This is a genomic window from Pectobacterium peruviense (assembly GCF_002847345.1).
Taxonomy (GTDB): Bacteria; Pseudomonadota; Gammaproteobacteria; order Enterobacterales; family Enterobacteriaceae; genus Pectobacterium; species Pectobacterium peruviense.
In genome coordinates this window covers 56,044-81,615 of sequence record NZ_LXFV01000026.1, presented here as the reverse complement: position 1 = coordinate 81,615, position 25,572 = coordinate 56,044, and the positions used below count along the sequence as shown (strand labels likewise).

General features: G+C 54.5%; 18 protein-coding genes and 1 pseudogene. 11 read left to right on the top strand and 8 right to left on the bottom strand.

The window, feature by feature from the left end; genetic code table 11:
- Positions 1-135 precede the first annotated feature (135 nt).
- Together A0G03_RS17790 and A0G03_RS17785 are read right to left on the bottom strand one after the other, a co-directional pair.
- Positions 136-441 (bottom strand): putative quinol monooxygenase, encoded by a 306-nt coding sequence (locus A0G03_RS17790; RefSeq protein ID WP_048259400.1) that lies wholly within the window; start codon positions 439-441, stop codon positions 136-138.
- Positions 442-489: 48 nt separating this feature from the next.
- Positions 490-1,347 carry a MurR/RpiR family transcriptional regulator gene (locus tag A0G03_RS17785; RefSeq protein ID WP_048259401.1) on the bottom strand — a complete coding sequence of 286 codons (858 nt, stop codon included), beginning with the start codon at positions 1,345-1,347 and terminating at the stop codon, positions 490-492.
- A 344-nt stretch (positions 1,348-1,691) separates the two neighbouring features.
- Between A0G03_RS17785 and A0G03_RS17780 the strand changes: the two genes are divergently transcribed.
- The 10 genes from A0G03_RS17780 to iolB all read left to right on the top strand — a co-directional run bounded on the left by A0G03_RS17780 (position 1,692) and on the right by iolB (position 16,022).
- Complete coding sequence (locus A0G03_RS17780) at positions 1,692-3,203, top strand: CoA-acylating methylmalonate-semialdehyde dehydrogenase (RefSeq protein ID WP_048259402.1); 1,512 nt, start codon at positions 1,692-1,694, stop codon at positions 3,201-3,203.
- A 436-nt stretch (positions 3,204-3,639) separates the two neighbouring features.
- On the top strand, positions 3,640-5,571 hold the full coding sequence (gene iolD / locus A0G03_RS17775; protein ID WP_048259403.1) for a 3D-(3,5/4)-trihydroxycyclohexane-1,2-dione acylhydrolase (decyclizing): 1,932 nt from the start codon (positions 3,640-3,642) through the stop codon (positions 5,569-5,571).
- A 745-nt stretch (positions 5,572-6,316) separates the two neighbouring features.
- On the top strand, positions 6,317-7,303 hold the full coding sequence (gene iolG / locus A0G03_RS17765) for an inositol 2-dehydrogenase (protein ID WP_005974129.1): 987 nt from the start codon (positions 6,317-6,319) through the stop codon (positions 7,301-7,303).
- Positions 7,304-7,377: 74 nt separating this feature from the next.
- Positions 7,378-8,316: a substrate-binding domain-containing protein gene (locus A0G03_RS17760; RefSeq protein ID WP_048259404.1), complete on the top strand. Its 939-nt coding sequence runs from the start codon at positions 7,378-7,380 to the stop codon at positions 8,314-8,316.
- Positions 8,317-8,521: 205 nt separating this feature from the next.
- Positions 8,522-10,069 carry a sugar ABC transporter ATP-binding protein gene (locus A0G03_RS17755; protein WP_048259405.1) on the top strand — a complete coding sequence of 516 codons (1,548 nt, stop codon included), beginning with the start codon at positions 8,522-8,524 and terminating at the stop codon, positions 10,067-10,069.
- A gap of 12 nt (positions 10,070-10,081) precedes the next feature.
- A complete protein-coding gene (locus A0G03_RS17750; protein WP_048259406.1) occupies positions 10,082-11,113 on the top strand; it encodes an ABC transporter permease in 1,032 nt (343 codons plus the stop codon).
- 39 nt (positions 11,114-11,152) lie between these two features.
- Positions 11,153-12,286, top strand: coding sequence for a Gfo/Idh/MocA family protein (locus A0G03_RS17745; RefSeq protein ID WP_039290923.1), 1,134 nt, complete (start codon positions 11,153-11,155; stop codon positions 12,284-12,286).
- 42 nt (positions 12,287-12,328) lie between these two features.
- On the top strand, positions 12,329-14,233 hold the full coding sequence (locus tag A0G03_RS17740) for a bifunctional 5-dehydro-2-deoxygluconokinase/5-dehydro-2-deoxyphosphogluconate aldolase (RefSeq protein ID WP_039290926.1): 1,905 nt from the start codon (positions 12,329-12,331) through the stop codon (positions 14,231-14,233).
- 35 nt (positions 14,234-14,268) lie between these two features.
- On the top strand, positions 14,269-15,159 hold the full coding sequence (gene iolE, locus A0G03_RS17735) for a myo-inosose-2 dehydratase (RefSeq protein WP_048259407.1): 891 nt from the start codon (positions 14,269-14,271) through the stop codon (positions 15,157-15,159).
- A 26-nt stretch (positions 15,160-15,185) separates the two neighbouring features.
- The gene (gene iolB / locus A0G03_RS17730; RefSeq protein WP_048259408.1) at positions 15,186-16,022 is read left to right on the top strand and encodes a 5-deoxy-glucuronate isomerase; all 837 of its coding nucleotides are present in this window, start codon (positions 15,186-15,188) and stop codon (positions 16,020-16,022) included.
- A gap of 101 nt (positions 16,023-16,123) precedes the next feature.
- Here iolB and A0G03_RS17725 read toward each other — a convergent pair whose 3' ends face one another.
- From A0G03_RS17725 to A0G03_RS17700, 6 genes are all read right to left on the bottom strand, one after another.
- Positions 16,124-16,804 carry an ABC transporter ATP-binding protein gene (locus A0G03_RS17725; protein ID WP_048259409.1) on the bottom strand — a complete coding sequence of 227 codons (681 nt, stop codon included), beginning with the start codon at positions 16,802-16,804 and terminating at the stop codon, positions 16,124-16,126.
- A 21-nt stretch (positions 16,805-16,825) separates the two neighbouring features.
- Positions 16,826-18,523 (bottom strand): ABC transporter permease, encoded by a 1,698-nt coding sequence (locus tag A0G03_RS17720; RefSeq protein WP_048259410.1) that lies wholly within the window; start codon positions 18,521-18,523, stop codon positions 16,826-16,828.
- On the bottom strand, positions 18,507-19,556 hold the full coding sequence (locus A0G03_RS17715; protein ID WP_039296147.1) for a Fe(3+) ABC transporter substrate-binding protein: 1,050 nt from the start codon (positions 19,554-19,556) through the stop codon (positions 18,507-18,509). Before A0G03_RS17715 ends, A0G03_RS17720 begins: the two co-directional genes overlap by 17 nt.
- A gap of 234 nt (positions 19,557-19,790) precedes the next feature.
- The gene (locus A0G03_RS17710; protein ID WP_048259411.1) at positions 19,791-20,630 is read right to left on the bottom strand and encodes a PRD domain-containing protein; all 840 of its coding nucleotides are present in this window, start codon (positions 20,628-20,630) and stop codon (positions 19,791-19,793) included.
- Positions 20,631-20,728: 98 nt separating this feature from the next.
- Positions 20,729-22,192 carry a glycoside hydrolase family 1 protein gene (locus A0G03_RS17705; RefSeq protein WP_048259412.1) on the bottom strand — a complete coding sequence of 488 codons (1,464 nt, stop codon included), beginning with the start codon at positions 22,190-22,192 and terminating at the stop codon, positions 20,729-20,731.
- On the bottom strand, positions 22,192-24,063 hold the full coding sequence (locus A0G03_RS17700; protein WP_048259413.1) for a beta-glucoside-specific PTS transporter subunit IIABC: 1,872 nt from the start codon (positions 24,061-24,063) through the stop codon (positions 22,192-22,194). The genes A0G03_RS17705 and A0G03_RS17700 overlap by 1 nt, the downstream gene beginning before the upstream one ends.
- A 453-nt stretch (positions 24,064-24,516) precedes the next feature.
- Between A0G03_RS17700 and A0G03_RS17695 the strand changes: the two are divergent.
- Positions 24,517-25,563: pseudogene (locus A0G03_RS17695) on the top strand (sensor domain-containing diguanylate cyclase).
- The last annotated feature ends 9 nt before the right edge of the window (positions 25,564-25,572 follow it).

The window sequence follows — 25,572 nt, the reverse complement described above, 5'->3', positions numbered from 1 at the left end:
TGAAAAATGTGAAACAGGAAAAAATTGAGATTTTAATTCAAAAAAAATGAATTAAATTTGAGTGTGAAAAAAAGCAAAATGAGGAAGGCGTTGTGACGATATGTAGGCCGCATGGCGACCTAAAATTGGATTGATTCAAACGGTGGGAATATTACTGTCAAATGGATCCATCAGCAGAAATGTGCACTCGGCTCGCTGGTGGCTATTTATCATGGGAACCAGACGCTGGAAGTGTTCGGTCTGGCAGTGAATGTCCAGTGCCGCTCTATCTGGCCAGGTTTCGATAAAGGTGAAATGCCCCGGATCTTTCTGGTTGATAAACAGCGCGTAGGAGATGCACAGCGGTTCCTGTCGCGTTTTCTCTACTAATTCGCGGTACAGCGGCATGACGATCTCAATGCTCTCAGGTTTAATAAAATCCTGTGCGATGACTTGAAGCATAAAACGGGTCTCCCTATATGTTGCATCCTGCTACGTAAATAGTTCCGGCTAGCCGCGCTGCTGTTTTTCGCTCTGTTCTGCGCCGTTTCCCTGCCGATAGGCTAGCGATACCATCAACGACTGCACCAGACACAGCGTGGCAGACTGTGAACGGAACGCATCAACCTGCGCTTCCTTCACCACAAAACAAACGTCGCTGAGCGTTGCCAGCGGACTGATTTGGCTGTCGGTAATCACAATTTGTCGCGCACCAGCTTTAGCCGCCATTTCGCTGACCATCACGGTTTCCTGTGAATAGGGTGAGAAACTGATGGAGACCACCACATCGCGCGAGTTAACGCGGCTGAGTTGTTCGCGAAACATGCCACCCAGACCGTTGACCAGAATCGCACTGCTTTCCAGATGGCTGAGTGCATAGGTGAGGTAGGTCGCGACGCTGAACGAGCGCCGTAGCCCCACGATATAAATCGTGTCCGCCTGCGCCAGCAGATCGACCGCTTTTTGCAGATCCTCTTGCGGAGTGCGTGCTGCCAGCTGTTGCATCGCCTGCGCGTTTGAACGTGCAAACTCATGCAGAATATCCAGCGGCGTTTCTGGCACCGCGTCAGCTTCCATCGCTCGAAACAGCCGTGCACGGTCGGTATAGCTTGCCGTCTCCTCCACCAGATTCATACGGAATAGCTGTTTCATTTCATTGAAGCCGCTGAAATCAAAGGCGTTGGCGAAGCGGATCAACGTTGAGGGGGGAACATCCGCGCGTTCGGCGATCACCGCAACGGTATCGAACGCGATACTGTTGGTATTATCCAGCACATAGTGCGCGACCTGCTGTAACCGCTTGCTGAGCGAATCATAACGCTCACGGATCTGTTCCTGTAACTCTCTCAGGCTGGTTGCCATGGGCATATCGGGTCATCTCCCAAAGACGTATAAGACTCACATATCACAATTCTGCCCACTTCCGTCGTGCCTGTGATGATTGGCGCTTGAAACGGAACAGAAAATTCATTTCTGGATACGGCTGTTTTATCTGTACGGCATTTCTGGCGACAAACCTTTTATCGATAAGGCTATTTTCAGAGGCTGCTCGCCTGTCTTTGTGGACAGCTGGCTTCAAGTTTACATAAAAATTCGCAGCGGATCACAATAATCAACATTTATTTTATTTTTACATTAAATGGAATATTCATTTCATATACTGTAATCCGATGTCAGCCGTTTGTCTCCTCAAAACCCACAAAGGTGTAAACATGGAAACCGTATCTAACTTCGTTCAGGGGGCGATTGCCTCCAGCAACAGCCAGCGCTACGCGGCGGTGTATAACCCGGCGACGGGCGAGCAGATTCGCCAGGTTATGATGTCTGATAAGGCGGAAGTTGAGCAGGCCATTGCCAGCGCGGCGGCGGCATTCCCTGCGTGGTCGAAGCACTCTCCGCTACGCCGTGCGCGCGTTCTGTTTCGCTTCAAGGCGCTGTTGGAAGAACGAATGGATACGCTGGCTCGGCTGATTTCACAGGAACATGGCAAGGTCTATTCCGATGCCGTGGGTGAGGTGACGCGCGGGCTGGAAGTCGTTGAATTTGCCTGCGGTATTCCGCACCTACAAAAAGGTGAGCACTCGGCGAATGTTGGCACGGGTGTGGATAGCCATTCACTCATGCAGCCGCTCGGTGTGTGCGTCGGAATTACGCCGTTTAACTTCCCGGCGATGGTGCCCATGTGGATGTTCCCGATTGCACTGGCGACGGGTAATACCTTTGTGCTTAAGCCGTCGGAAAAAGATCCGTCACTCTCGCTGTTGTTGGCGCAGTTGCTGAAAGAAGCCGGTCTGCCAGATGGCGTGTTTAACGTGGTTCAGGGCGACAAAGAAGCGGTGGATGTGCTGTTGACCGACCCACGCGTGCAGGCGGTGAGTTTTGTGGGGTCGACGCCGGTGGCGGAATACATTTACCAGACTGCATCGGCGCACGGCAAACGCTGTCAGGCGCTGGGTGGAGCGAAAAATCACTGCATCCTGATGCCGGATGCTGACATGGACATGGCTGCCAGCGCGATTATGGGCGCGGCATTTGGTGCGGCGGGCGAACGCTGCATGGCGCTGTCGGTAGTGGTCGCGGTAGGTGATGACACGGCAGAAGCACTACACCAGCGTCTGAGCGCGCAGATAAAAGCGATGCGCGTTGGACCGGGTCTGGTAGACGGGCAGGAAAATGAAATGGGGCCTGTAATCAGCGCGCCGCATCGGGCGAAAATTGCCGACTATATTCAAAGTGGCGTCGATCAGGGTGCGACGCTGCGTATCGATGGTCGCACGCTGTCTGTTCAAGGGCACCCGCAAGGCTATTTTATCGGGCCAACGCTGTTTGATAACGTCACGCCAGAGATGAAAATCTATCAGGAAGAAATTTTTGGCCCAGTGTTATCTGTCGTACGCGTGCCAGATTACCAGACGGCGGTGACGCTGATTAATAACCATGAATACGGCAACGGCACGGCTATTTTTACTCGCGATGGCGAAACGGCGCGCCAGTTCTGTGAAGAAGTGCAGGTCGGCATGGTTGGCGTAAACGTACCGATTCCGGTGCCGATGGCGTTCCACAGCTTCGGCGGCTGGAAGCGCTCCATTTTTGGGCCACTCAACGTCCACGGCAACGACGGCGTGCGCTTCTACACCCGCATGAAAACCGTCACCAGCCGCTGGCCCGCCAGCGTCCGTCTGGAACACCACACCAGCAGCTTCATCATGCCCACGCTGGAGTGAGTTGAGTATCTATCAGTTAATGGGTAACAAACCGCGTGCGCTGGTTTTTCTCTTCTGGCGTTAAAAATTATGCTGAGGTTAGGGGCACCGCCGAAAGAGCGACAGGGATGTCGCGAAAGCCAGTGCCGTGCATGACAAAAACGTCTGAGACGTTTTTGAACAGCACTTGTGCTGGACCGGCAGGGTGAGCCCCGTTTATGGGGCGAGTAATCACGTCACTGGCGGTTCGGATTGCGGTGACACATACCGAAGGACCCGCGTAGCGGCATAATTTATCGCCACTAGCCTAGGTTCTCAGGGCGGCGGCGATTGAGCGCCCTGAGTCGGGCGCGTGCTATGACGTAGCATAAAAATAGCTAAATTTTTGCGCACGAAATACTCGCTGAATATACATAGTTCATTATAGAAATCAGATCCTTATTTAAGGAGTAGATCAATGGATACGTGTCGCATCACCATGGCGCAGGCGCTGGTCAGGTTTCTCAACCAGCAATACATCAGCGTAGACGGTGAAGAATCCCCCTTTGTGCAGGGTGTCATGACCATTTTTGGTCACGGTAATGTGCTGGGCATCGGCCAGGCGCTGGAGCAGGAGGCAAACCGTCTCACCGTGCATCAGGGGTGCAACGAGCAGGGAATGGCGCATATCGCCGTCGGGTTTGCTAAACAGCACAAGCGGCGGAAAATCTATGCGGTGACCTCATCGGTGGGGCCGGGAGCGGCGAATATGGTGACCGCTGCGGCGACCGCTACCGCCAACCGCATCCCGATACTGCTGCTGCCCGGCGATCTGTTTGCCTGTCGCCAGCCGGATCCGGTATTACAGCAGGTCGAGCAATACCACGATCTGTCGATTAGTACCAATGACTGCTTCAAACCGGTTTCCCGCTACTGGGATCGTATTAATCGCCCTGAACAACTGATGAGTGCGCTGATTAACGCCATGCGTGTCCTGACCGATCCGGCAGACACGGGCGCGGTAACGCTGTGCTTACCGCAGGATGTACAGGCGGAGGTCTGGGATTATCCGGCATCGTTTTTCCGCAAGCGCGTTCATCACCTCGAACGTCGTCCGCCGGATGCTGCGCGGCTGGATGATGCGGTGGCGCTAATTGCGAGAAAACGTCGTCCAATGCTGATTTGCGGCGGCGGTGTCCGTTATTCCGGCGCACATGATGCGCTGGCACAGTTTGCCGAGCAGTTTGCGATTCCCTTTGGCGAAACGCAGGCGGGCAAGGGTGCACTTGTTTCATCGCACCCGCTGAACTGTGGCGGTATTGGCGTCACGGGCGGGCTGGCGGCGAATCGGCTGGCGCAAGAGGCGGATCTGATTATCGGGGTTGGAACCCGTTTAACCGACTTTACCACGGGTTCCAAATCACTGTTTCAGAACCCAGATGTCGAATTTTTACTGCTCAACGTTGCCGAGTTTGATGCGCTAAAACTGGATGCGCTGCCCTTGATTGCTGATGCCCGTGTCGGGCTGGAAGCGTTGAGTGAACGATTGGCAACGGTGTCGTATCGTAGCGGCTGGCAGCAGGCTGTCGAACAGGCTCGTGCGGAATGGGAGCGCGAACTAGAGCGGCTGTTTACCGTGCAGGATAAGGGTGAGCTGGTGCCAGAAGTGGTAGATGGTCTGGAAGACAAGTTGGATGAATACCGCCAGATGCTGAATACCCATCTGACGCAAACGCGCGTACTGGGCATACTGAATGATGAGCTGGAGGATAACGCGATTGTGGTTGGTGCGGCTGGCTCGTTGCCGGGCGATTTACAGCGTGTGTGGCAGGTGAAAACGCCGGACAGCTATCATCTGGAGTATGGCTATTCCTGCATGGGGTACGAGATTGCGGCGGCTATTGGCGCACGCCTTGCGGCACCGCAGCAGCCTGTCTACGCGATGGTTGGCGACGGCTCCTATTTGATGCTCCACACCGAACTGCAAACGGCGGTACAGGAGGGCATCAAAATCACCGTGTTGTTGTTCGACAACGCAGGTTTTGGCTGTATCAACAACCTGCAAATGAGTCAGGGGATGGGCAGCTTCTGTACGGAAAACCGCTATCGCGATGCGGAATCGGGGCAACTGCGCGGTGCGCTCATTCCGGTGGATTTCGCCAAGAATGCGGAAAGTTACGGCTGCAAAGCGTGGCGGGTGCATGATGAGGCATCGCTCAAACTGGCGCTGGCGGAATCACGTCAGCATGCAGGCCCGGTACTGCTCGATATCAAGGTGCTGCCGAAGACCATGACGCACGGCTATGAATCCTGGTGGCGCACGGGCACGGCGCAGGTTGCGGATAATCCAGAGATTGAGTCTGCTGCCAATAGTGTGAAAGCTGCGCTCTCCCGTGCGCGGCAATATTAGGGGGCTATGCCAAGTGGCTGGTATGAGTTTTGCCGTTTCATTCCAGCCTCTGCGAAGGTTTCGGGCGTGTTAAGCATACTTATTTCCTCAGTGTGTCCACACACGCCCGACAAGGCGCGCTCAATCGCCGCAGCGCCTTGACCACTGGCTTTTCGGCGCTAATAGCGTCGCTACGCGATACCTTCGGCGTTCGTGACCGCTGTTCGGGCCGTCAGTGACGCGTTCCCAACGCGGCACTGCCTTTCGCGGCGTCCATGCCGCTCACCCGGCAGTCACGCCCACCTCAGCGCAATTTTTTACGCCGAGAAAACAGAAACAGCAAGACACTCATATGGCTTTAGATATTGTTAGCTTAGCGTCATAGTGCTGCTTAGCGCTGCTTAAGATTTCTCTCACATGTAACATTAAACTGAAATATCCATTTCATTTCAAACCACGGTTTCATTTTCCCTCCTGCTGTACGCCAGCACCTGACCGATCCGCTGATAGTCATATATATCCCCATAAACGTTCTCACCCGATGTGTGATTGTGGTTGCAGAAAACAGCGAAAATGTCATGAAAATGTTAACTGACGCGCAAAAATATAATTTTCAATTTATACAAAACTGAAATAAATGTTTTATTTTAGCTATCAGGATTTGCGGTAAAAAGTGGGTGATGGGGATGGAGAGAAGAGACTAGCCGTTAGCCCGTCACTTTATCAGTCTGGCGTTAAATACCACTCAGGTAGCAAGGGAGCATCTATGTTTAACATCGCTTTATTGGGCGCGGGTCGTATCGGTCAGGTCCACGCAGTGAACATCGCGGCACACAAAGAAACCAACCTGTACGCGGTGGTCGATCCCAACCCCGCAAATGCCACGGCGCTGGCAGAACGTTACCATACCAAAGTGCAAACTGTTGACGAGGTCATGAACGACCCAGCCGTGCACGCCGTTCTTATTGCCTCCGCGACCGACACGCACGCTGACCTGATTGAGCTGGCCGCCAAGCATGGCAAAGCCATTTTCTGTGAAAAACCGGTACATCTGGATATTGCCCGCGTTCGCGACTGCCTGACCGTCGTCAAACAGCAGAACGTGCCATTGTTTGTGGGCTTCAATCGCCGCTACGACCCGCAATTCCGACGCGTCAAAACGCTGGCTGGCGAAGGCAATATCGGCAAACCAGAATCTCTCCTGATTATCTCCCGCGATCCGTCCCCGCCGCCTGCCGAGTATGTCCGCGTTTCCGGCGGTATGTTCCGCGACATGACGATCCATGATTTCGATATGGCGCGCTTCATTATGGGCGAAGAGCCAGTGTCGGTCTTTGCACAAGGCAGCAATCTGGTCGATCCGGCGATTGGTGAGGCGGGCGATATTGATACTGCATTTATCGTGCTGAAATTTGCCTCTGGCGCGATGGCGACCATCGTTAACAGCCGCCGTTCGGGCTACGGCTACGATCAGCGCCTTGAATTGCACGGCGCGAAAGGTGTGCTCACTGCTGGCAATATTCGTGAAAACGTAGTCGAGCAGTGGACGGATGACGGTTGTCTGTCCGCGAAACCTGAATATTTCTTCCTGCAACGCTATCACGCGGCCTACGCGGCAGAGTGGCAGCACTTTGTCGATGTGCTGAATGGTCGTACGCAGCCTGAGTGCTCCGGGCTGGACGGTGAACGCGCGTTGAATCTGGCGGATAAAGCGTTTGAATCACTGGCTCAAGGCAAGGAGGTCGCCGTGTAACCGCATCGGCACAGCGCGTTTTACCTGCTTTCAACCCTACACCTATACCCATAACAGAAGCAGAGAAAAGACATATGAAAAAGATCATTAGCGTTACCGCAATCGCCATCGCACTGGGTCTGTCTGGTCTTGCTCAGGCCCAAAATGAACAAATCGTTTTCAGTACGCCGAATCTCGCTATGCCGTTTGAAGTTCACATGCAGCGCACTGCTGTCAAAGCCGCCAAAGAACTGGGCGTGAATTTGCAGGTTCTGGATGGGCAGGGTAGCTCGCCGAAGCAGGCCGCCGATTTGGAGAATGCCATCACGCGTGGTGCGCAGGGCTTCGTGGTGTCACCAAATGACGTTAATGCGGTTTCCAGCGCCGTGACCGAAATTCAGGATGCCAAGCTGCCGGTGGTGACGCTGGATCGTTCGGTGAAAACGGAAAAAGCGGTGCCGCATTTTGGTGCCAACAACTACAAAGGCGGCCAGGCTATTGCCGACTATGTTAAAACCAAGTTCCCAGATGGGGCAGAGATCATTTTGCTGACCGGTCAGCCGGGTTCTTCTTCCAACATTGAACGGACGCAGGGGATTCGCGATAGCCTGAAAGCGGGCGGTAGCAAATACCACATTGTGGCTGACCAGACGGGAAACTGGATGCGTTCTGAAGGGATGCGCATTGTGGAAAGTGTTTTTCCTTCGCTGCCTAAACGTCCGCAGGTGATCCTCTCTGCGAATGACGATATGGCGCTGGGCGCGATTGAAGCGTTACAGGGACAAGGTCTGAAACCCGGCGATGTGCTGGTGACGGGATTTGATGCCGTACCGGAAGCGCTGGCTCGCGTACGCGACGGCTGGCTTGCGGTTACCGCCGATCAGCGTCCGGGCTATGCCGTGACCACTGCATTGACGCAGTTAACCAATAACATCCGCAGTAAAGCGCCTATCACCGGGGCAGACTACCAACCGACCATGATTACCAAAGATAACCTGAACGATGCCGAGCGCATTGGCGAAGCGGGAAAATAAATCGTTTTCCACGCCATTGTTAAATCATATACCCCAAATAATTCGAGTGGCAGGAAGGCGGCAAGAGAGGGAATCCCGATGAGCTTACTCAGGTAAGTGATTCGGGTGAGTGAACGAAGCCAACGCACATGCAGCTTGAAGTATTACGGGTATAAAAGGTATTCAGCAGGCCGCATCCGTGCGGCCTTGCGGGAGGAAGGTACGCATGACGGAACCCCTACTGAACATCACCAATCTGGCAAAGAGTTTCTCTGGCGTCTGGGCGCTGAGCAATGCGCAACTGACCGTACAGCCGGGAGAAATTCACGCGCTATTGGGAGAGAACGGCGCGGGTAAATCGACGCTGTTAAAAGCGCTGGCAGGGGCGCAGCCGCAGACCAGTGGCGATATCTGGTTTGGCGGCCAGCAGCTGTTACCGCTCGAATCACCGGTTGAACGCCAAAAGCGGGGAATTATCACCATTTATCAGGAATTTAATCTGCTGCCGAATATGAGCGTGGCGGAAAACATGTTCCTAGGGCGTGAACCGCAGCGCAGTGGATTATTTGTCGACGCGCTGGCGGTCAATCGCGAGGCGAAAGCGGTACTGGATTACCTGAAATTGAATATTGCGCCGATGACGCAGGTGGCGCGTTTGAGTGTAGCGCAGCAGCAAATGGTGGAGATCGCCAGAGCGCTGACGCTGAACGCCAAACTGATTGTGATGGATGAGCCATCGGCGGCGCTGAGCGATAGCGAAGTCGACAGCCTGCACCGCGTGGTACGTGAGCTAAAAGGTCGCGGTGTGAGCGTGGTGTATGTGACGCACCGACTGCATGAAGTTTTCCAACTATGCGACCGCTTTACCGTGTTTCAGGATGGCCGCTACACCGGTTCTGGGGATGTTGCCAGCACCAACGTGCAGGAAATTATTCGCCTGATGGTGGGGCGTGACGTGGTGTTTAACCGTCGCCCGCCTTCCGAGACGCATCATCAGGATAAGCCGGTACGTCTGGCGGTGAAGGGCTTAAGCCGGGAAAAACCGCCGTTGGATGCGCACGGCATTGCGCTAAAAGATATCAGCTTTCAGGTGCATGAGGGCGAGGTGCTCGGCATTGCTGGGCTGGTCGGTGCAGGGCGCACGGAAATCGCACGCTGCCTGTTTGGTGCCGATGGGTTCTCTACCGGTGAGTTTGTGCTGGATGACGCGCCTTATCATCCGTCCACGCCGCTGCATGCGCTGTCGCAGGGTATTGCTCTGGTGCCGGAAGACCGCAAGAAAGAGGGCGCGGTACTGGGGTTATCGATCAGGGAAAATATCTCGCTCTCCAATCTCTCGTCGCTCATGCGCTGGCGCTGGTTTGTGAACACCCGTAAAGAAGACGATCTGATTGACGCCTACCGTCAGGCGCTGCACATCAAGATGGTGAATAGCGATCAAGAGGTGCGCAAGCTGTCGGGTGGTAACCAGCAAAAGGTGATTCTTGCCCGCTGTATGGCGCTGAACCCCAAGGTATTGATCGTGGATGAGCCCACGCGCGGCATTGATGTCGGCACCAAGTCCGAAGTCCATCAGGTGCTGTTCGATATGGCGAAACGGGGCGTCGCCGTGATTGTGATTTCCTCCGACCTGCCGGAAATCATGGCGATTTCCGACCGCATTATCACGCTCAGTGAAGGGCGGATCAGCGGGGAAATTCATGGCGATGACGCCACAGAAGAAAAACTGATGACGATGATGGCCATTTGCCACGACGCATTACACGCAGCATAACGGAGGTGACGCATGTCCCAGCAGCCGCTTTCTAAGACCATTACGCCGTCCAATACGCGCGGACGTTTTGACCCGATTGCCTTTTTTGAACGCTTTGGCGTGTTTATTTTCATGATTTTGCTGCTGATTTTCTTTCAGTCGCAGAACGGCAACTTTCTGTCCGAACGCAACATCACCAACATCCTTACCGAAGTGTCCATCTACGGCATCATGGCCGTAGGGATGACGTTCGTCATTTTGACTGCCGGGATCGACCTGTCCGTTGGCTCGATTCTGGCGGTATGTGCGATCACTGCCGCCTCAGTGATTAAAGGCGACAACTTCACCACCGTCGATCCCGATGCCTGGTACGGCTTGAGCTGGCTGGTCGCGTTGGGCGTCTGTCTGGCAATGGGCACTTTCATTGGTTTCCTGCATGGTTTAGGGGTGACCAAACTGCGTCTGCCACCGTTCATCGTCACGCTGGGCGGGATGACCATCTGGCGCGGATTAACGCTGGTGATGAACGACGGTGCGCCGATTGCGGGCTTTGATCCCGGCTATCGCTGGTGGGGACGGGGAGAGATCCTCGGTATTTCGGTGCCGATTTGGATCTTCGCGCTGGTCGCCTTGCTGGGCTATCTGGCGCTGCATAAAACCCGCTGGGGTCGCTTCGTCTACGCCATTGGCGGCAACACCGAAGCGGCGCGACTGGCTGGTGTGAATGTGCAGCGTGTACTGGTCAGCGTCTATGTCGTGATTGGCTGCCTGGCCGGACTGGCGGGCTTTATTCTCAGCGCCCGTCTCGGCAGCGCAGAAGCCGTCGCGGGGATCACCTTCGAACTGCGCGTCATCGCCTCGGTGGTGATTGGCGGCACCTCGCTGATGGGCGGCTATGGCCGGATCAGCGGCACGATTATCGGCTCGATCATCATGGGCATTCTGATTAACGGACTGGTGTTGATGAACGTATCGGCCTACTACCAGCAGATTATCACCGGGTTGATTATCGTGCTGGCCGTGGCGTTCGACACCTATGCCAAGAGCCGTCGCGGCGCTATCTGATCCGCGCCTGTACCGAATCTTTTTTGCACTGAGGTGGATATGAAGGATGTACGCATTGGGTTAATCGGCACTGGCTACATCGGGCGTGCGCATGCTATCGCCTACGCGCAGGCACCGACGGTCTTCCCGCTGAAAGGGAATCTGGTGAAAGCCATGCTGGCGGAAGTGTCGCCGGAACTAGCGGCTAAACGGGCGCAGGAGTTCGGTTTTCAGCGTTCAACCGGTGACTGGCGTGAACTGGTGGCCGATCCCGACATTGATGTGGTGGATATCTGTGCGCCGAACTTTCTGCATAAGACGATGGCGATGGCGGCCATCCAGCACGGTAAGCATGTTTACTCAGAAAAACCGCTGGCGCTGAACGCGCGTGATGCCAGAGAAATGGTTGATGCTGCACAGCGGGCGGGCGTGAAAACGCTGGTGGGCTTCAACTACATGAAGAACCCGACCTCACAGCTTGCCAAAGAGATTATTGCCAGCGGAGAAATTGGCGAGGTAGTGCATTTTTACGGCACGCACAATGAGGATTATCTGGCCGATCCTAACAAACCTGCAGACTGGCACTGCTTTAAAGAAACGGCAGGGCTAGGGGCGTTGGGGGATCTGGCGGCGCACATCGTCAACATGGCGCAGTATCTGGTTGGCGATATCGCCAGCGTCTGTGGCGATCTGCAAACGGTAATTGCGCAGCGTCCGACGGCATCGGGCAGCAGCGAATGGGTACAGGTGGAGAATGAAGATCAGGCGCATGCCATGGTGCGGTTTGCTAGCGGCGCGCGCGGCGTGATTGAAACTTCGCGTATCGCCTGTGGGCGAAAAATGGGTCTGACCTACGTGGTGACCGGCACCAAAGGCTCGCTGAGTTTCACGCAGGAACGCATGGCGGAGCTGAAGCTGTATCGGCATGACGAGCCGGAAAATCGGCAGGGATTTAAAACGCTGCTGACCGGGCCACAACACCCGGATTACGCGGCCTTCTGTGCCAGCGCCGGACACGGTATTGGATTTAACGATCAGAAAACGGTGGAAGTGCGCGATCTGATCGATGGTATTGCGGCCGACGTACCCCTATGGCCGGATTTCGAAGAGGGCTGGAAAGTATCGCGAGTTCTGGATGCGATAGTGCAGTCACACGAAACGGCGCGCTGGGTGAACGTGGACGAGGTGGGCTAATTAAGGCTTTTTTTACGCGACTTTTTTACAGGGCTTGCTGCTATGAGTAAGGAAAAGACGTTTGATGTGATTTGCATGGGGCGCGTTGCTGTCGATCTGTACGGGCAGCAAATCGGCGCGCGTCTGGAAGATATGGGCAGTTTTGCCAAGTATCTGGGCGGGTCGTCCGGCAACGTGGCTTACGGTACGGCGCGGCAGGGGTTACGTTCTTCCATGCTAGCGCGGGTGGGCGACGAGCATATGGGGCGTTTCCTGCGCGAAGAGCTGAATCAGGTCGGCTGTGACACCAGCCATTTGATTACCGATAAGGAACGCCTGACGGCGCTGGTGCTGTTGGGCATTAAAGATCGCGATACCTTTCCGCTGATTTTCTACCGCGACAACTGCGCTGATATGGCGATTTCGTCGGAGGATTTCACCGAAGATTACATCGCATCGTCCCGCTGTCTGGCGATTACCGGCACGCATCTCTCTCACCCTAACACGCGTGCCGCGGTGCTGACGGCGCTGCAATATGCACGGCGCAACGGGGTGAAGACGGCGCTGGATATTGACTACCGTCCGGTGCTGTGGGGACTGACGTCGCTGGGCGATGGCGAAACCCGTTTTGTTGAAGCGCAGGCAGTCACGGCGCAGTTGCAGCAGGTGCTGTCGCTGTTCGACGTGATTGTCGGCACCGAAGAGGAATTCCACATTGCTGGCGGCAGCACGGATACCTTGCAAGCGCTGCGCACGGTACGGCAGCATACGCAGGCAGAGCTGGTGTGTAAACGTGGAGCGCTGGGCTGTTCGGTGTTTAGCGATGCCATTCCCGACCATCTGGATAAAGGCATCACGATCAAAGGGGTACGCGTGGATGTTCTCAACGTGCTGGGCGCGGGCGATGCGTTTATGTCCGGCCTGCTGCGCGGCTATCTCAACGGTGAAGGTTGGGAGAAAGCCTGTGCTTACGCCAATGCCTGTGGTGCGCTGGTGGTATCACGCCACGGCTGCGCGCCAGCAATGCCAAGCAAGATCGAACTGGATAACTATTTAGCCCGTGCGGCGAGCGTTCCGCGTCCCGATCTGGATGAAGAGCTTAACCATCTACATCGCGTTACGACACGCCGTAAACAGTGGAATGAACTGTGCGTGATTGCGTTCGATCACCGCAGTCAACTGGAAGACATGGCGCTGAACTGCGGCACGGAAATCAGTCGTATTCCGGCGCTGAAGATGCTGATTTTGCGTGCCAGCTATTATGCGGCTCAGCAGGCGGGGCTGGAGGGCAAAGCGGGTCTGCTGTGTGACGGCACGTTCGGTCAGGATGCGCTGAATGATATCACCGGAAAAGGCTGGTGGATTGGTCGACCGATTGAACTGCCGGGTTCGCGCCCCTTAATCATGGAGCGGGGCAACATCGGCTCACAGCTGGTGAGCTGGCCGCTGGAGCACGTGGTGAAATGTTTGGTGTTCTTCCACCCGGAAGATGCCCACGCGCTGCGGCGCGAGCAGGAAATGAAGGTGATGGAGGTCTATCAGGCCTGCCGTCAATCCGGCCATGAACTGCTGCTCGAAGTTATTCTTCCCGCAGGGATGGCGCACAGCGATGCGCTTTATCTACGCGCCATTCAGCGCTTCTATAACCTCGGCGTGCGGCCAGACTGGTGGAAACTGCCACCGCTGTCCGCCGAAGGCTGGGAGCAACTCACGCCTCTGTTGGCACAGCGCGATCCTTACTGTCGCGGCGTGGTCATCCTTGGGCTGGATGCGCCGCTGGAAACATTGCAACAAGGCTTTAGCGCCGCCGTCAATTTCCCGATCGTGAAAGGGTTTGCCGTCGGGCGCACCCTGTTTGCCCAGCCTGCGCAAAAGTGGCTGCGCAATGAGATCGATGACGCCGAATTGATTGAGCAAGTTAAACATAACTACCTGCAACTGATCGCCGTCTGGCGTCAGCGCGGTTAACCCGTTTCTATGTGATCGAATAAAGGGAAAATAACATGACTGTTCAACTTGGTATAAATCCACTCACCTGGACAAATGACGATCTGCCTTCTCTGGGCGCGGACACGCCGCTGGAAACCTGTTTGACTGAAGGGCGGCAGGCGGGTTTCGCTGGTTTTGAATTAGGCAACAAGTTCCCACGTCAGGCCAGCGTACTGGGGCCGATCCTGCAAGCGCACGACTTGCGCTTAGTTTCCGGCTGGTATTCCGGTGAACTACTGACCCGCTCGGTTGAAGAAGAGATCGAAGCGGTGCAGGGGCATCTGGCGCTATTGCGGGATCTCGGCGCGACGGTGCTGGTGTTTGCAGAAGTGACGGGCGCGATTCACGGCGACCAGCAGAAACCGGTTCATCTGCGTCCGCGTTTCCCAGAAGAACGCTGGCCTGAATATGGCAAAAAGTTGACTGAATTTGCGCGCTACACGCAAAGTCAGGGCGTGCAGATTGCTTATCACCATCATATGGGCACGGTAATTGAAAGTGCGCAGGACGTGGATAATTTGATGGAACACACCGGGCCGGAAGTCGGGCTGCTGCTGGATACCGGTCACTTGACGTTCGCGGGAGCCGATCCGGTAGCGGTGGCCAAACGCTGGATTAATCGTATCAACCACGTTCACTGCAAAGATATCCGCCCAGACGTGCTGAAAGACGTGAAAAACCGTAAAACCAGTTTTCTGGACGCGGTGCTAAGCGGCGTCTTTACCGTGCCAGGCGATGGCTGCATTGATTATCCAGCGGTGTTCAGCATCCTGAAAGCTAATAATTACAGCGGATGGCTGGTTGTCGAAGCGGAACAGGATCCGGCCGTCGCACATCCGCTAACCTATGCCACGCTGGGCTACAATAACTTGCAACGTTTCGCCCAGCAGGCGGAACTGATCTGATTTGTGGTGGTATAGGAGGTAACAAGATGTCCCGACTCTTATCTCGTCATCGCGCGCCTGATGAACACGGGCGCACGCAACACATCACGCCGGAAACGGCGGGCTGGCGATATGTGGGGTTCGATATGTACCAACTGGCACCGGGGCAGGTCCTATCGCTACCCGCCAGCGATAACGAACGCTGTCTGGTACTGGTCAGCGGTAAAGCTACCGTTGTCACGCCGAGTGAGCATTTCGAGCAGATTGGCGACCGAATGAGCCCGTTCGAGCGCAGAAAGCCCTATGCGGTTTATGCCACAGCTGGCGAAACGATTACGGTGACGGCACACACCGCGCTGGAGCTGGCAGTGTGCGCTGCACCGGGGTTCGGCACACATCCGACCCGGCTGATCGCGCCGCAGGATATTGACGCCGAGCAGCGTGGCGTCGGCAATAACCAGCGCTACGTGCATAACATTTTGCCGGAGGATAAAGCGGCGGATAGCCTGTTGGTGGTCGAAGTGTACACCGACGAGGGCTGTACCAGCTCCTATCCTAGCCACAAGCATGACGTCGATAATCCGCCGCAGGAAACTTATCTGGAAGAAACCTATTACCACCGGTTGAATCCAGAACAAGGGTTCTGCCTGCAACGCGTCTATACCGATGACCGTTCATTAGATGAATGCATGGCGGTACACGATAGGGATGTGGTGCAGGTACCGCGAGGCTACCATCCGGTCGCCACGATTGCGGGTTATGACAGCTATTATCTGAATGTGATGGCTGGCCCCACGCGCCAGTGGCGTTTCACCTGGGAAGCGGATCACCAGTGGATCAATAGCCCGGAATACGCGGATAAACATAGGCAGGGCAACGCGTAGTTATGCTGCGTTGGTAACAAACAAGAGCAGGGAGCGTTGTGGTGTGCTCCCTGTTTTTTTGTTTTTAAATCATGTTTTTTTTTAAAATCATGTAGCTGCTGTTAGCGCTGTTCCCGCCATTCCAACGCACCTTCTTTCAAATAGCCAATGTGGCTGGCCATGAGTTCGGCTTCCTGTTCACTGTGCGTGACTAAAAGCGCGGTTTGTCCGGCGTCGCGCAGGATGTCGCGGACTTCCTGCCCGAGTCGTTTTCGGCTGTCGGGGTCGAGGCTGGATAGCGGTTCGTCGAGCAGTAGCACGGCAGGTTGAGGCGCTAATGCGCGTGCCAGCGCGATACGCTGCTGTTGTCCGCCGGACATCTCATGTGGATAGCGCTGCCCTAACGCGGCGAGATCGACCAATTCAAGCATGGCTCGGACGCGCGATTGCTGAAGATCTTTCGGCTGTTTTCGCAGGCCAAAGGCAATGTTCTGCGCGGCAGTCAGATGGGGAAACAGCGCGTAGTCCTGAAACACCATCCCGACGTTGCGCTGTTCCGGTGGCAGATGCATGTCTGGGCCCGCCACGCAGCGCCCGCCGACGTGAATCGTTCCCTGAGTCACGTGTTCGAAACCGGCAATGGCGCGCAACGCTGTGGTTTTGCCGCATCCGGATGCACCGAGTAAACAGGCCAGTTCCCCTGCGACCACCTGCATGGAGAAACCGTTCAGCACATGATGGAAATTATGCTTGTGCCCGTAGGCGACGTGGACATTATTCAGAACGAGTGTAGCCTCAGGCACCTTGACTCTTCCTCATGATTTTCATTCTTTCTCAATCGACGTTTTTAGCTGACTTCGTGCCAGCAGCACAACGGGGAGTGTACCGGCCAGCACGATCAGCAGTGCGGCAATCGCGCCTTCCTCATAGGTACCTCTGGCGGCCTCGGCATAGAGGACGGTCGCCAGCGTCTCGAAATTGACGGGGCGGAGCAGCAGTGTCGCAGGAAGTTCCTTCATTGCATCGGCAAACACCAGTAGCGCGCTGGTCACCAGTGCTGGGCGCAGCAGGGGAAGATGCACGCGGAAAAACGTCACCAACTCGCTTTCACCCAGCAAACGCGACGCCTGTTCCATCACGGGCGGAATGCGTGTCAGCCCGGCATCAAGCGCGCCTATCCCAATCGCCATAAAGCGAATAGCGCAGCAGACCACCAGCAGGATACCGGCTGAAAGCAGCGGTAATCCTTTATAACCGATCAGGTCGGCGAGGAAATTATCCGTCGCCATACCGGGCGTCAGCAGGCCGATGGCGAGTACAGTACCGGGAACGGCATAGCCCAGTGAGGCGATTCTCAATAGGGTACGGCGTCGTTCTGGCGTTCGGTCAGTGATGGCAGAATGGCGGGCATACCACGCAATAATCAGGCTAACGACGGTAACGACCAGCGTGACACCAACGGCCAGCAGCAGCGAGTTCTGTAACGACTGTATCAGACCCGCGGAGATCGTCACGTTATCGCCCAGTCGTTTGGCGCTTTCCCACGCGAGAAAGAGGGCTGGGGCGATAAAGCCAAGCAGAATCGGCAACGTGGTTGCGTAGGTCGCCAGCCCCGCACGGACGCCTTTCAATGGTGTCGGTATGATGCCGCGCATCTGTCGGCTGGTGCCGTAGCGCTGGTTTTTCCGACCATAATATTCCAGTGTCAGCAACAGAATGACCACCGTTAGCATGGTGCAAGCGATCTGTGCCGCAGCGGGTAAATCCGAACGGGTGACCCAAGTCGTGTAGACCGTCACTGTCAGCGTATTCACCCCAAGGAATTCGGACGCGCCAATATCATTCAGCGTTTCCAGCAACGCCAGACTAGTGCCGACGGCAAGCGCAGGACGTGCCATCGGCAGGGCAACGTGCAGAAAGGTGCCCGTCGCGCTCAAGCCCAGCGTGCGTGCGGCTTCCAGCAGGTGTGCGGGCTGGCTGATAAACATGGCGCGCATGGTCAGGTAAACGTACGGATAGAGCACCAACCCAAGCAGTAGAATCGCGCCTGTCATGGATCGTAGATCTGGCAGGCGGAACTGGCGTGGGCTGTCGTAGCCCAGCACGCTGCGGATCGCTTCCTGAATCGGGCCGATAGGGTGCAGTAGATCGAGCCAGGCAAACGCGACAATATAAGTTGGCATCGCCAGCGGTAGCAGCAGCGCCCAGCTAACGAACTGTCTGCCGGGGAAATCAAATGCGGTCACCAGCCAGGCGCAGCCCGCGCCAATCACCATCACTAATGCGCCGACGCCGACCAGCAGAATCAGCGTGTTTAGCGCAGCATCGGGCAGCACGTAGCGCGTCAGGTGATCCCAATGGCCAACGCCCGCACCCGCCGCTAGCCAAAGCAGAGAAACCAGCGGAGCCAGTACGCCAAGCGCAATGACGACGGCGGCGATGCGAAGCGGAGAAAAAAAGAGGCGCGGCCGCCCGAAGGCGCCGCGCAGGGTTGACGAACCGGTCTTATTGATCGAATCCAACTTTATCTACCAACTGACTAGCTTGTTTACGGAATTTAACGATGTCAGTCAGCGGAATGCTATCCACATTCACTTCACCAATCGCGCTGCCGATGGTGGAATCCAGCGTAACGCCTTTGCGAACTGGGTATTCATAGTTCGCCTGTGCGTAGAGCTGCTGAGCAGGGGCGGAAACCAGATATTCCATCAGCTTCACGGCTTGATCTTTATGCGGCGCATGGCGTGCAACGGCTGCGCCAGTGATATTGACGTGCGTACCGCCGTTTTCAAAGGTAGGCTGAACCACTTTGATGGCATCGCCCCACTTACGGGCATCGGTGCCTTCTTTGGCATTCTTCATGTGGCCGACATAATAAGAATTCGCCAGACCCACATCACAGATACCGCCGAGGATATCGCGTGCGACATCGCGGTCACCGCCAGTGGCTTTACGTGCCAGATTCTCTTTCACACCGCGCAGCCAGGTTTCGGTTTTAGCTTCGCCATGGTGTGCGATCATTGCTGCTACCAGCGCGGTATTGTAAGGGTGTTGACCCGCACGGATACATACTTTGCCTTTCCATTTCGGGTCGGCCAGATTTTCGTAAGTAATGCCGGTCAGCGGCAGTGATTTTTCCGCATAAAGTACTCGGGAACGCATCGACAGGCCAAACCACTGGTTGTCTTTATCGCGCAGCGCAGCAGGGATGACGTCGGTTAACGTGCTGGACTGAATCGGCTGCGTGACGCCCGCTTCCACCAGATCGATCAGGTTGCCAGCATCAACGGTCATCAGCAGGTCAGCCGGTGAATTTTGGCCTTCTGCTTTCACGCGTTCCAGCATGCCGTCCTTGATGAACACGGTGTTTACTTTGACGGATGTCTCTTTGGTGAAGGCATCAAGCAGCGGCTGAATCAGCCCTGGTTCGCGCGTGGTGTAGAGAGTCAGGGAATCTTCTGCGGCGACAGCTGGCAATGCATAGGCCACCATCAGCGATGAGGCCAGCGTGAGCAGGCGCGCTTTTTTGCGCAGAACAGACAGCGTTTTTGACATGTTATTATCTTCTCCAGAGTAAATGTGATGCATAAATTAATAAAATAAGGAGATATTTTCGGCAGGCGATTAAAACAATATATGATAATCACTCTTGTTTGCAATCTCATTAACGCGGTTTGTTCACTATCGTGATGAGGGTCAACCTACGCGTGCATCAGGAGAAATCAGCGTTTTACTTGTGGGAATATTGATAAAAACAGTGATGATTTGCTGTATTGAGTAAAGCGATGACTACGGCGTCTGACTTGCGGCCAGCCTGCTGATATGAATAGTCAGCCAGGTGAGCTCGTCTTTCGGTAAGGCCATTTGGTATTTTTCCTGAACGTAATCTCGGATGGCCCAGGAAATAGCCATCGCCTCAGGGTAGTGTTTCAGTAGCTCCTGATAGAAATCGTCGGTGTGTCCCGGCGCGATTTTGCGCGCAATCACTCGCTCGGAGAAATAGCGAAGATGGGTGATAAAACGGAGATAATCGACGGCGTTGACATCAATATTCTTGTTTAATTTATAGCGGACAATTTCTGCCAGACGATTCACCAACTGAACCTGCTGATGCGCATCGGCAATTTCGGCGCTGCCAGCGGCATTAATCAAGTGAAACGCAATGTTGACAGCTTCATCATCAGGCAGCGTGACGTTAAAGCGTGCCGACACGCAATCTTTTGCCTGCATCCCGATGGCGTACTCTTTTTGGTAATAGCGTTTTACTTCCCAACTGAGCTTATTGATGAAGTGGTTGCCCGTTTTGCCGCGTTCAACCGCAAAATAGAGATGTTCCGCCAGCGTAAAGAACAGCACCGAATTCAGTTTTTCGGCGTACTGACTTTGCGCCAGCGTGACGATCTCCTGCGTAACGTCAAAAAAAGCCGCAGGAATGGTGCCGGTCAAGGAGAGAAAATGGCGCGATTTCAGGTTTTCCAGTGGAATGAAAACCTGCTCAACGTGCGTCACATCAATCAAGGAACCGGGTCTGGCACCAAATCCGATACCTTTACCCAACAGGATCATCTCCTGCTGTTCATGATCGACTAACAGCATGCTGTTGTTTAAGGCTTTCTTCACTTTAATCACACGGGTTTCCTCATCACGCTAGCTTTCTGGTCACGATGACTTTTTGATCATGGCAGCGCCCTGCGATGACACACCTCGCCTGCGACTAAGTCTGTCCGTCAGGTGAGATCGCTGCCGTTGGTGGCGATGACTTTTTGATACCAGTAGAACGAATCCTTTCTCAGACGCGCCAGCGAACCGTTGCCTTCGTCATCCTGATCGACGTAGATGAAGCCATAGCGCTTGGACATCTGTGAGGTGCCAGCGCTGATGATGTCAATCGCTCCCCAACTGGTGAACCCCATCAACTCAACGCCTTCGCCAATCGCTTCACGCATTTGCTCGAAATGTGAGCGGAAATAGTCAACGCGATAAGGATCGTGGATTTTGCCGTTCTCGACAATGTCTTTCGCGCCCAGACCATTCTCGACAATAAACAGTGGTTTCTGGTAGCGATCGTAAAGTTCCAGCAGGGAGATTTTCAGTCCGATGGGGTCGATCTGCCACCCCCAATCTGAGGCGGGAAGGTACGGGTTTTTCACCCCCAGAACGGTATTTCCCGGTATTCTCTCGGCGTCTGGCTGTGTGGATTCGGTAAGCGACATGTAGTAGCTAAACGACACAAAATCCACGGTGTGCTGCTTGAGAATCGCCAGATCGTCGGGCTGCATAGTGATGTGTATACCGCGCCGTTCAAGATCGCGTTTGATAAGCGGTGGGTATTCGCCGAACACCTGCACATCGGCATAGAAATAATTTTCGAGATTCTTCTTCAACGCCGCTTCGACATCCTGTGGTCGGCAGGAATGCGGATAGGTTGTTAGCTTGGTCAGCATGCAACCCACCTGACTGCCGGGGATTTTTTCATGGCAGTCGCGGGTGACGAGAGCCGAGGCGACAAACTGGTGATGCAGCCCCTGATAAATATCTTGTTGAGCCTGACCCGGTGCGCTTTTCTCTTCACGGATACCCGCCGTGGTAAACGGGTGACGGTGGATACTGTCGATCTCGTTAAAGGTCAGCCAATAGCGGACGAGATGCTTATAACGATCGAAGCAGACATTGCTGAAACGCACAAAGGCATCCAACACATTACGGTGCACCCAGCCGTTGTATTTCTCACTCAGCGCTAATGGCATTTCATAATGTGAAAGTGTCACCAGCGGCTCGATGCCACGCTTACGTATCTCACTGAACAGATCGTCGTAAAATTGTAAACCGGCCTCATTCGGCGTGCTGTCTTCTCCGGTAGGGAAAATACGCGACCAGGCGATGGAGACGCGTAGCACCTTGAAGCCCATTTCAGCAAATAGTGCCAGATCGCCTTGGTAGCGGTGGTAAAAATCGATGCCGCGCCGTTTGGGATAGAACGCGTCATTTTTCCCGTTGAACGCATCAGAGATGTTTTCATCCGTCAGCGCCATGTGAGCATGGTAATTCTTCAGATCGAGATTCGGCTTCCAGGTGATGGCGTCCGCGACCGACGGCCCTTTGCCGTCCTCATTCCAGGCGCCTTCGGCCTGATTCGCGGCAATCGCGCCGCCCCATAAAAAGTGTTCCGGGAATGCGATGTTTTTATCCATTACACAGACTCCTTTAAGGTCATGATGATGGTGTGGGGATGGATGACTACGTCAGTAGCTTCCGGTATCACGCGAAAGCACTCGCTGTTGGTGATGACCATCATGACAACGGGATCGTAACCCGCAGCGATGAGGCTATCGAGGTCAAATTCAACGAGGATATCGCCAGTGTTAACCTGCTGTCCCGCCGCGACTTTCGGCTGAAATCCCTGACCATTGAGTTTTATGGTATCGATGCCGATATGGAAAATCAGTTCGGCACCGCTGTCGGTGAGCATGCTGACGGCGTGACCGGTTTCAAACACGTTTTCAATGGTGCCGCTTGCCGGAGCGTAGAGCACGCCTTTCTCTGGGATGATAGCGATGCCGTCACCCATAATACGTTTGGAGAAAATTTCGTCATTCACGCTTTCCAGCGGAATCACTTTTCCTTCAATCGGGCTGGCGAACTGGCACTCGGTAACCGCGTGATGGCGTTCTTCTTCCTCTATTGCGGCAACGGTTTTTTCTTCTCGCCAGAGGAACAGCGCGGAGAGAAAGGCAATGACAAAAGAGAGCGCGGCACCGGCGATGGCGTAGACGATGTTCCAGCTATTTTCCGGAGAGACGAACATGGAGATGCTTGCCAGACCGGGGCCAACCAGCGCAAAGGCTTCAACTGCCATCCACCCGATAAACGCGCCGCCGACCAGACTACCAGCCAGCACGCTGTAGAGCGCTTTTTTATTCAGCAATGTAATCCCGTACAGCGCGGGTTCGGTAATACCGAATAGGGCGGAAATACCGGCTGAAAGCGCCGTCGATTTTAGCGTTTTGTCTTTGCTCTTGAGCGCAATCGCCATACAGGCACCGGATTCGGCAATGTTGTGGGCGAGCGACGCGGGAAGGTAGAGCATTTCCTTACCAAACTGGCTCATGGATGAAACGGCATAAGGCAGCATCGGTTTATGCATCCCCGACGCCACCATGAAGGGCAATGCGGCGGCGAGCAGCGCTGTCGCCACAAAACCGAGCTTGCTGTATAGCCAGAGGATCACGCTAGCCAAACCTGCACCGAGTTCATAGCCGAGCGGCCCCAGAACCAACAGCGTGACGGGAACGGTTACCAACAGCGAGAGCATCGGCGATAGGAAAATACGCAGGGCGCTCGGCGAGTAGCGGTTAAAGATTTTTTCGGTTTGTGCGTAAAAAAGCACGCACAGAATCGCTGGGAAAACCTGTGACGCGTAAGCGACGTTCTTCAGGTCGAGAGAGAGAAACTCTGCGCCTTCCGCCAGTTGTTTAGACATGGCGGGCAGCACCATGACGGAGACGGCGGAAACGGCGACCAGCACATTCACTTTCAGCTTCATCGCGGTGGTAATGCCCACCAGAATCGGTAGGAAATAGAGCGGGGCGGAACCGATGTTATCCAGCACTTTATACGTTGAACTGTCTTTGGTGAGCCAGCCGAGTAAGTCCATCAGCAATAACAGCGATTTGAGCACGCCGCCACCGGCAATCGCAGGCACCAGCGGCTGAAAAACGCTGATGATAAAATCGATAACCAAAGCCGTACGGCTGGTTTTTGCTGGTGTAGTGCGGGCGGTTTCCTTACGGCCAGCAGCGAGATGCTGCACCGCATCGTAAACCTGCATGACTTCGCTACCGATAATCACCTGACACTGCACGTTGACGCGAACGCCCAGCACGCCGGGCACTTTTTCCAGTTCGCGCTGGTTCACCCGGCTGTTGTCGTAAAGGCTCAACCGAAGTCGTGTAGAGCAATGTTCAATGTGTTCAATGTTGTCAATTCCACCGACTAATGTGACGATTTTTTCAGCGGTGGTGGCATAGGCTGTCGCGTTATTATCTGCTGCTGTGTGGCTCATACGACGATTCCCCTGATCCAGAAATGAAAAAAGACCTGAAGCTTTTCCCATGGTGTTGAGTGGGAGAGCTTCAGGTCTTGCCTAGAAAACTAGTTACACGCCTGTGCTGCTGTTGTAAGTCCTCGCATGCGGGAAAGTCAAACAGATCGTGCAGCCTTGATGGGTAAGTGTGATGGCAATAGCAGAATGAAAGGTTTAGCCTGACGGGGACGATGAATCTCAGGCATGTTGCATAAAATATGGTGCTTCTTAACCGATTATAGAAAACAGAACGAGGTAAACTCACAGAGTGCAAATCGGTGGGTGAGAGACGAAAGGTGCGTATGATTTCTGTAACACGGGGAGGCTATCGTAGATATAATCAGTTTGCGCCGATAGCGGTTTTAAATACGTCACGAATTATATTAATTGATTGTTTTTATTTAAAAATATGCACCGTTAGGATTTATTGTTATGACTGATAATTTGCTTTCTCACCTTTCGGACGCATTACGTTCAGAGGCTTCCTTCGAGGGGCTGGTTCGCCAGTTATTGGTTATGTTGGAACTGGTCACCGACCTGGAGTCGACCTACCTGACGCAAGTAGATACCGAAGCCGGATTTCAAAGTATCCTGTTTGCTCACAACACCAAAACACTCAATATCCCTGAAGGTGTGTCGGTTCCGTGGCATGACACGCTGTGCAAACGTGCGCTTGACGAAGGACAGAGCTATACGCCTAATGTGGCCGAATGCTGGAGTGATTCGCAGGCGGCGAAGGAGCTGGGTATTATGACCTACGCTAGCACGCCAGTGCGCATGGATGATGGACAATTATACGGCACTCTCTGTGCAGCAAGTTCCGACCATAAGCCGCTGACAACCAAGGGTGAGCAGATCCTCAGTTTATTCGCGCAACTGATAGCTCAACAGGTGCAAAAAGAGTGGCTGGTGCAGCAATTGACGGCCGCAAATGCTGCGTTACATGAGTATTCTTACACCGATTCACTGACTGGGTTGCTTAATCGCCGAGGCGTATTTTACTCGCTGGAAGCGCTGTTTTCTCAGGCCGAGAATGACAATCAGCAGGTGCTGATTGTGTTCATTGACCTCGATGGTTTTAAAAAGATTAACGACCAGTTTGGCCACAAAGCGGGTGATATCTTCTTACAAGAGGTTGCTCAACGTTTGCTAATGTGAGGGAATCCGGGGGATGTCGTCGGGCGTCTTGGTGGCGATGAATTTGTTTTTGCCCGGATGGTAAACGTTGCGTCGGGAGAAGACTATCGCGTGGTTTCTTCCTTCAGTGACAGCATTACACCGGTATTGCAGGGGAATTACCCGCTCGGTTCGGTCAGTATCGAATACTTAGGCGCAAGCATGGGGATCGTTATGGCAGATCCTTCCGTTGATGAGCCTGACGGCGTAATCCGTCGAGCCGATGCCGCAATGTACGCCAATAAAGTCGCGCGGAAAAAAGATCAAACCAGCGCTTTTGACGTCATCGCAGCACAGTCATAAATGCCTATG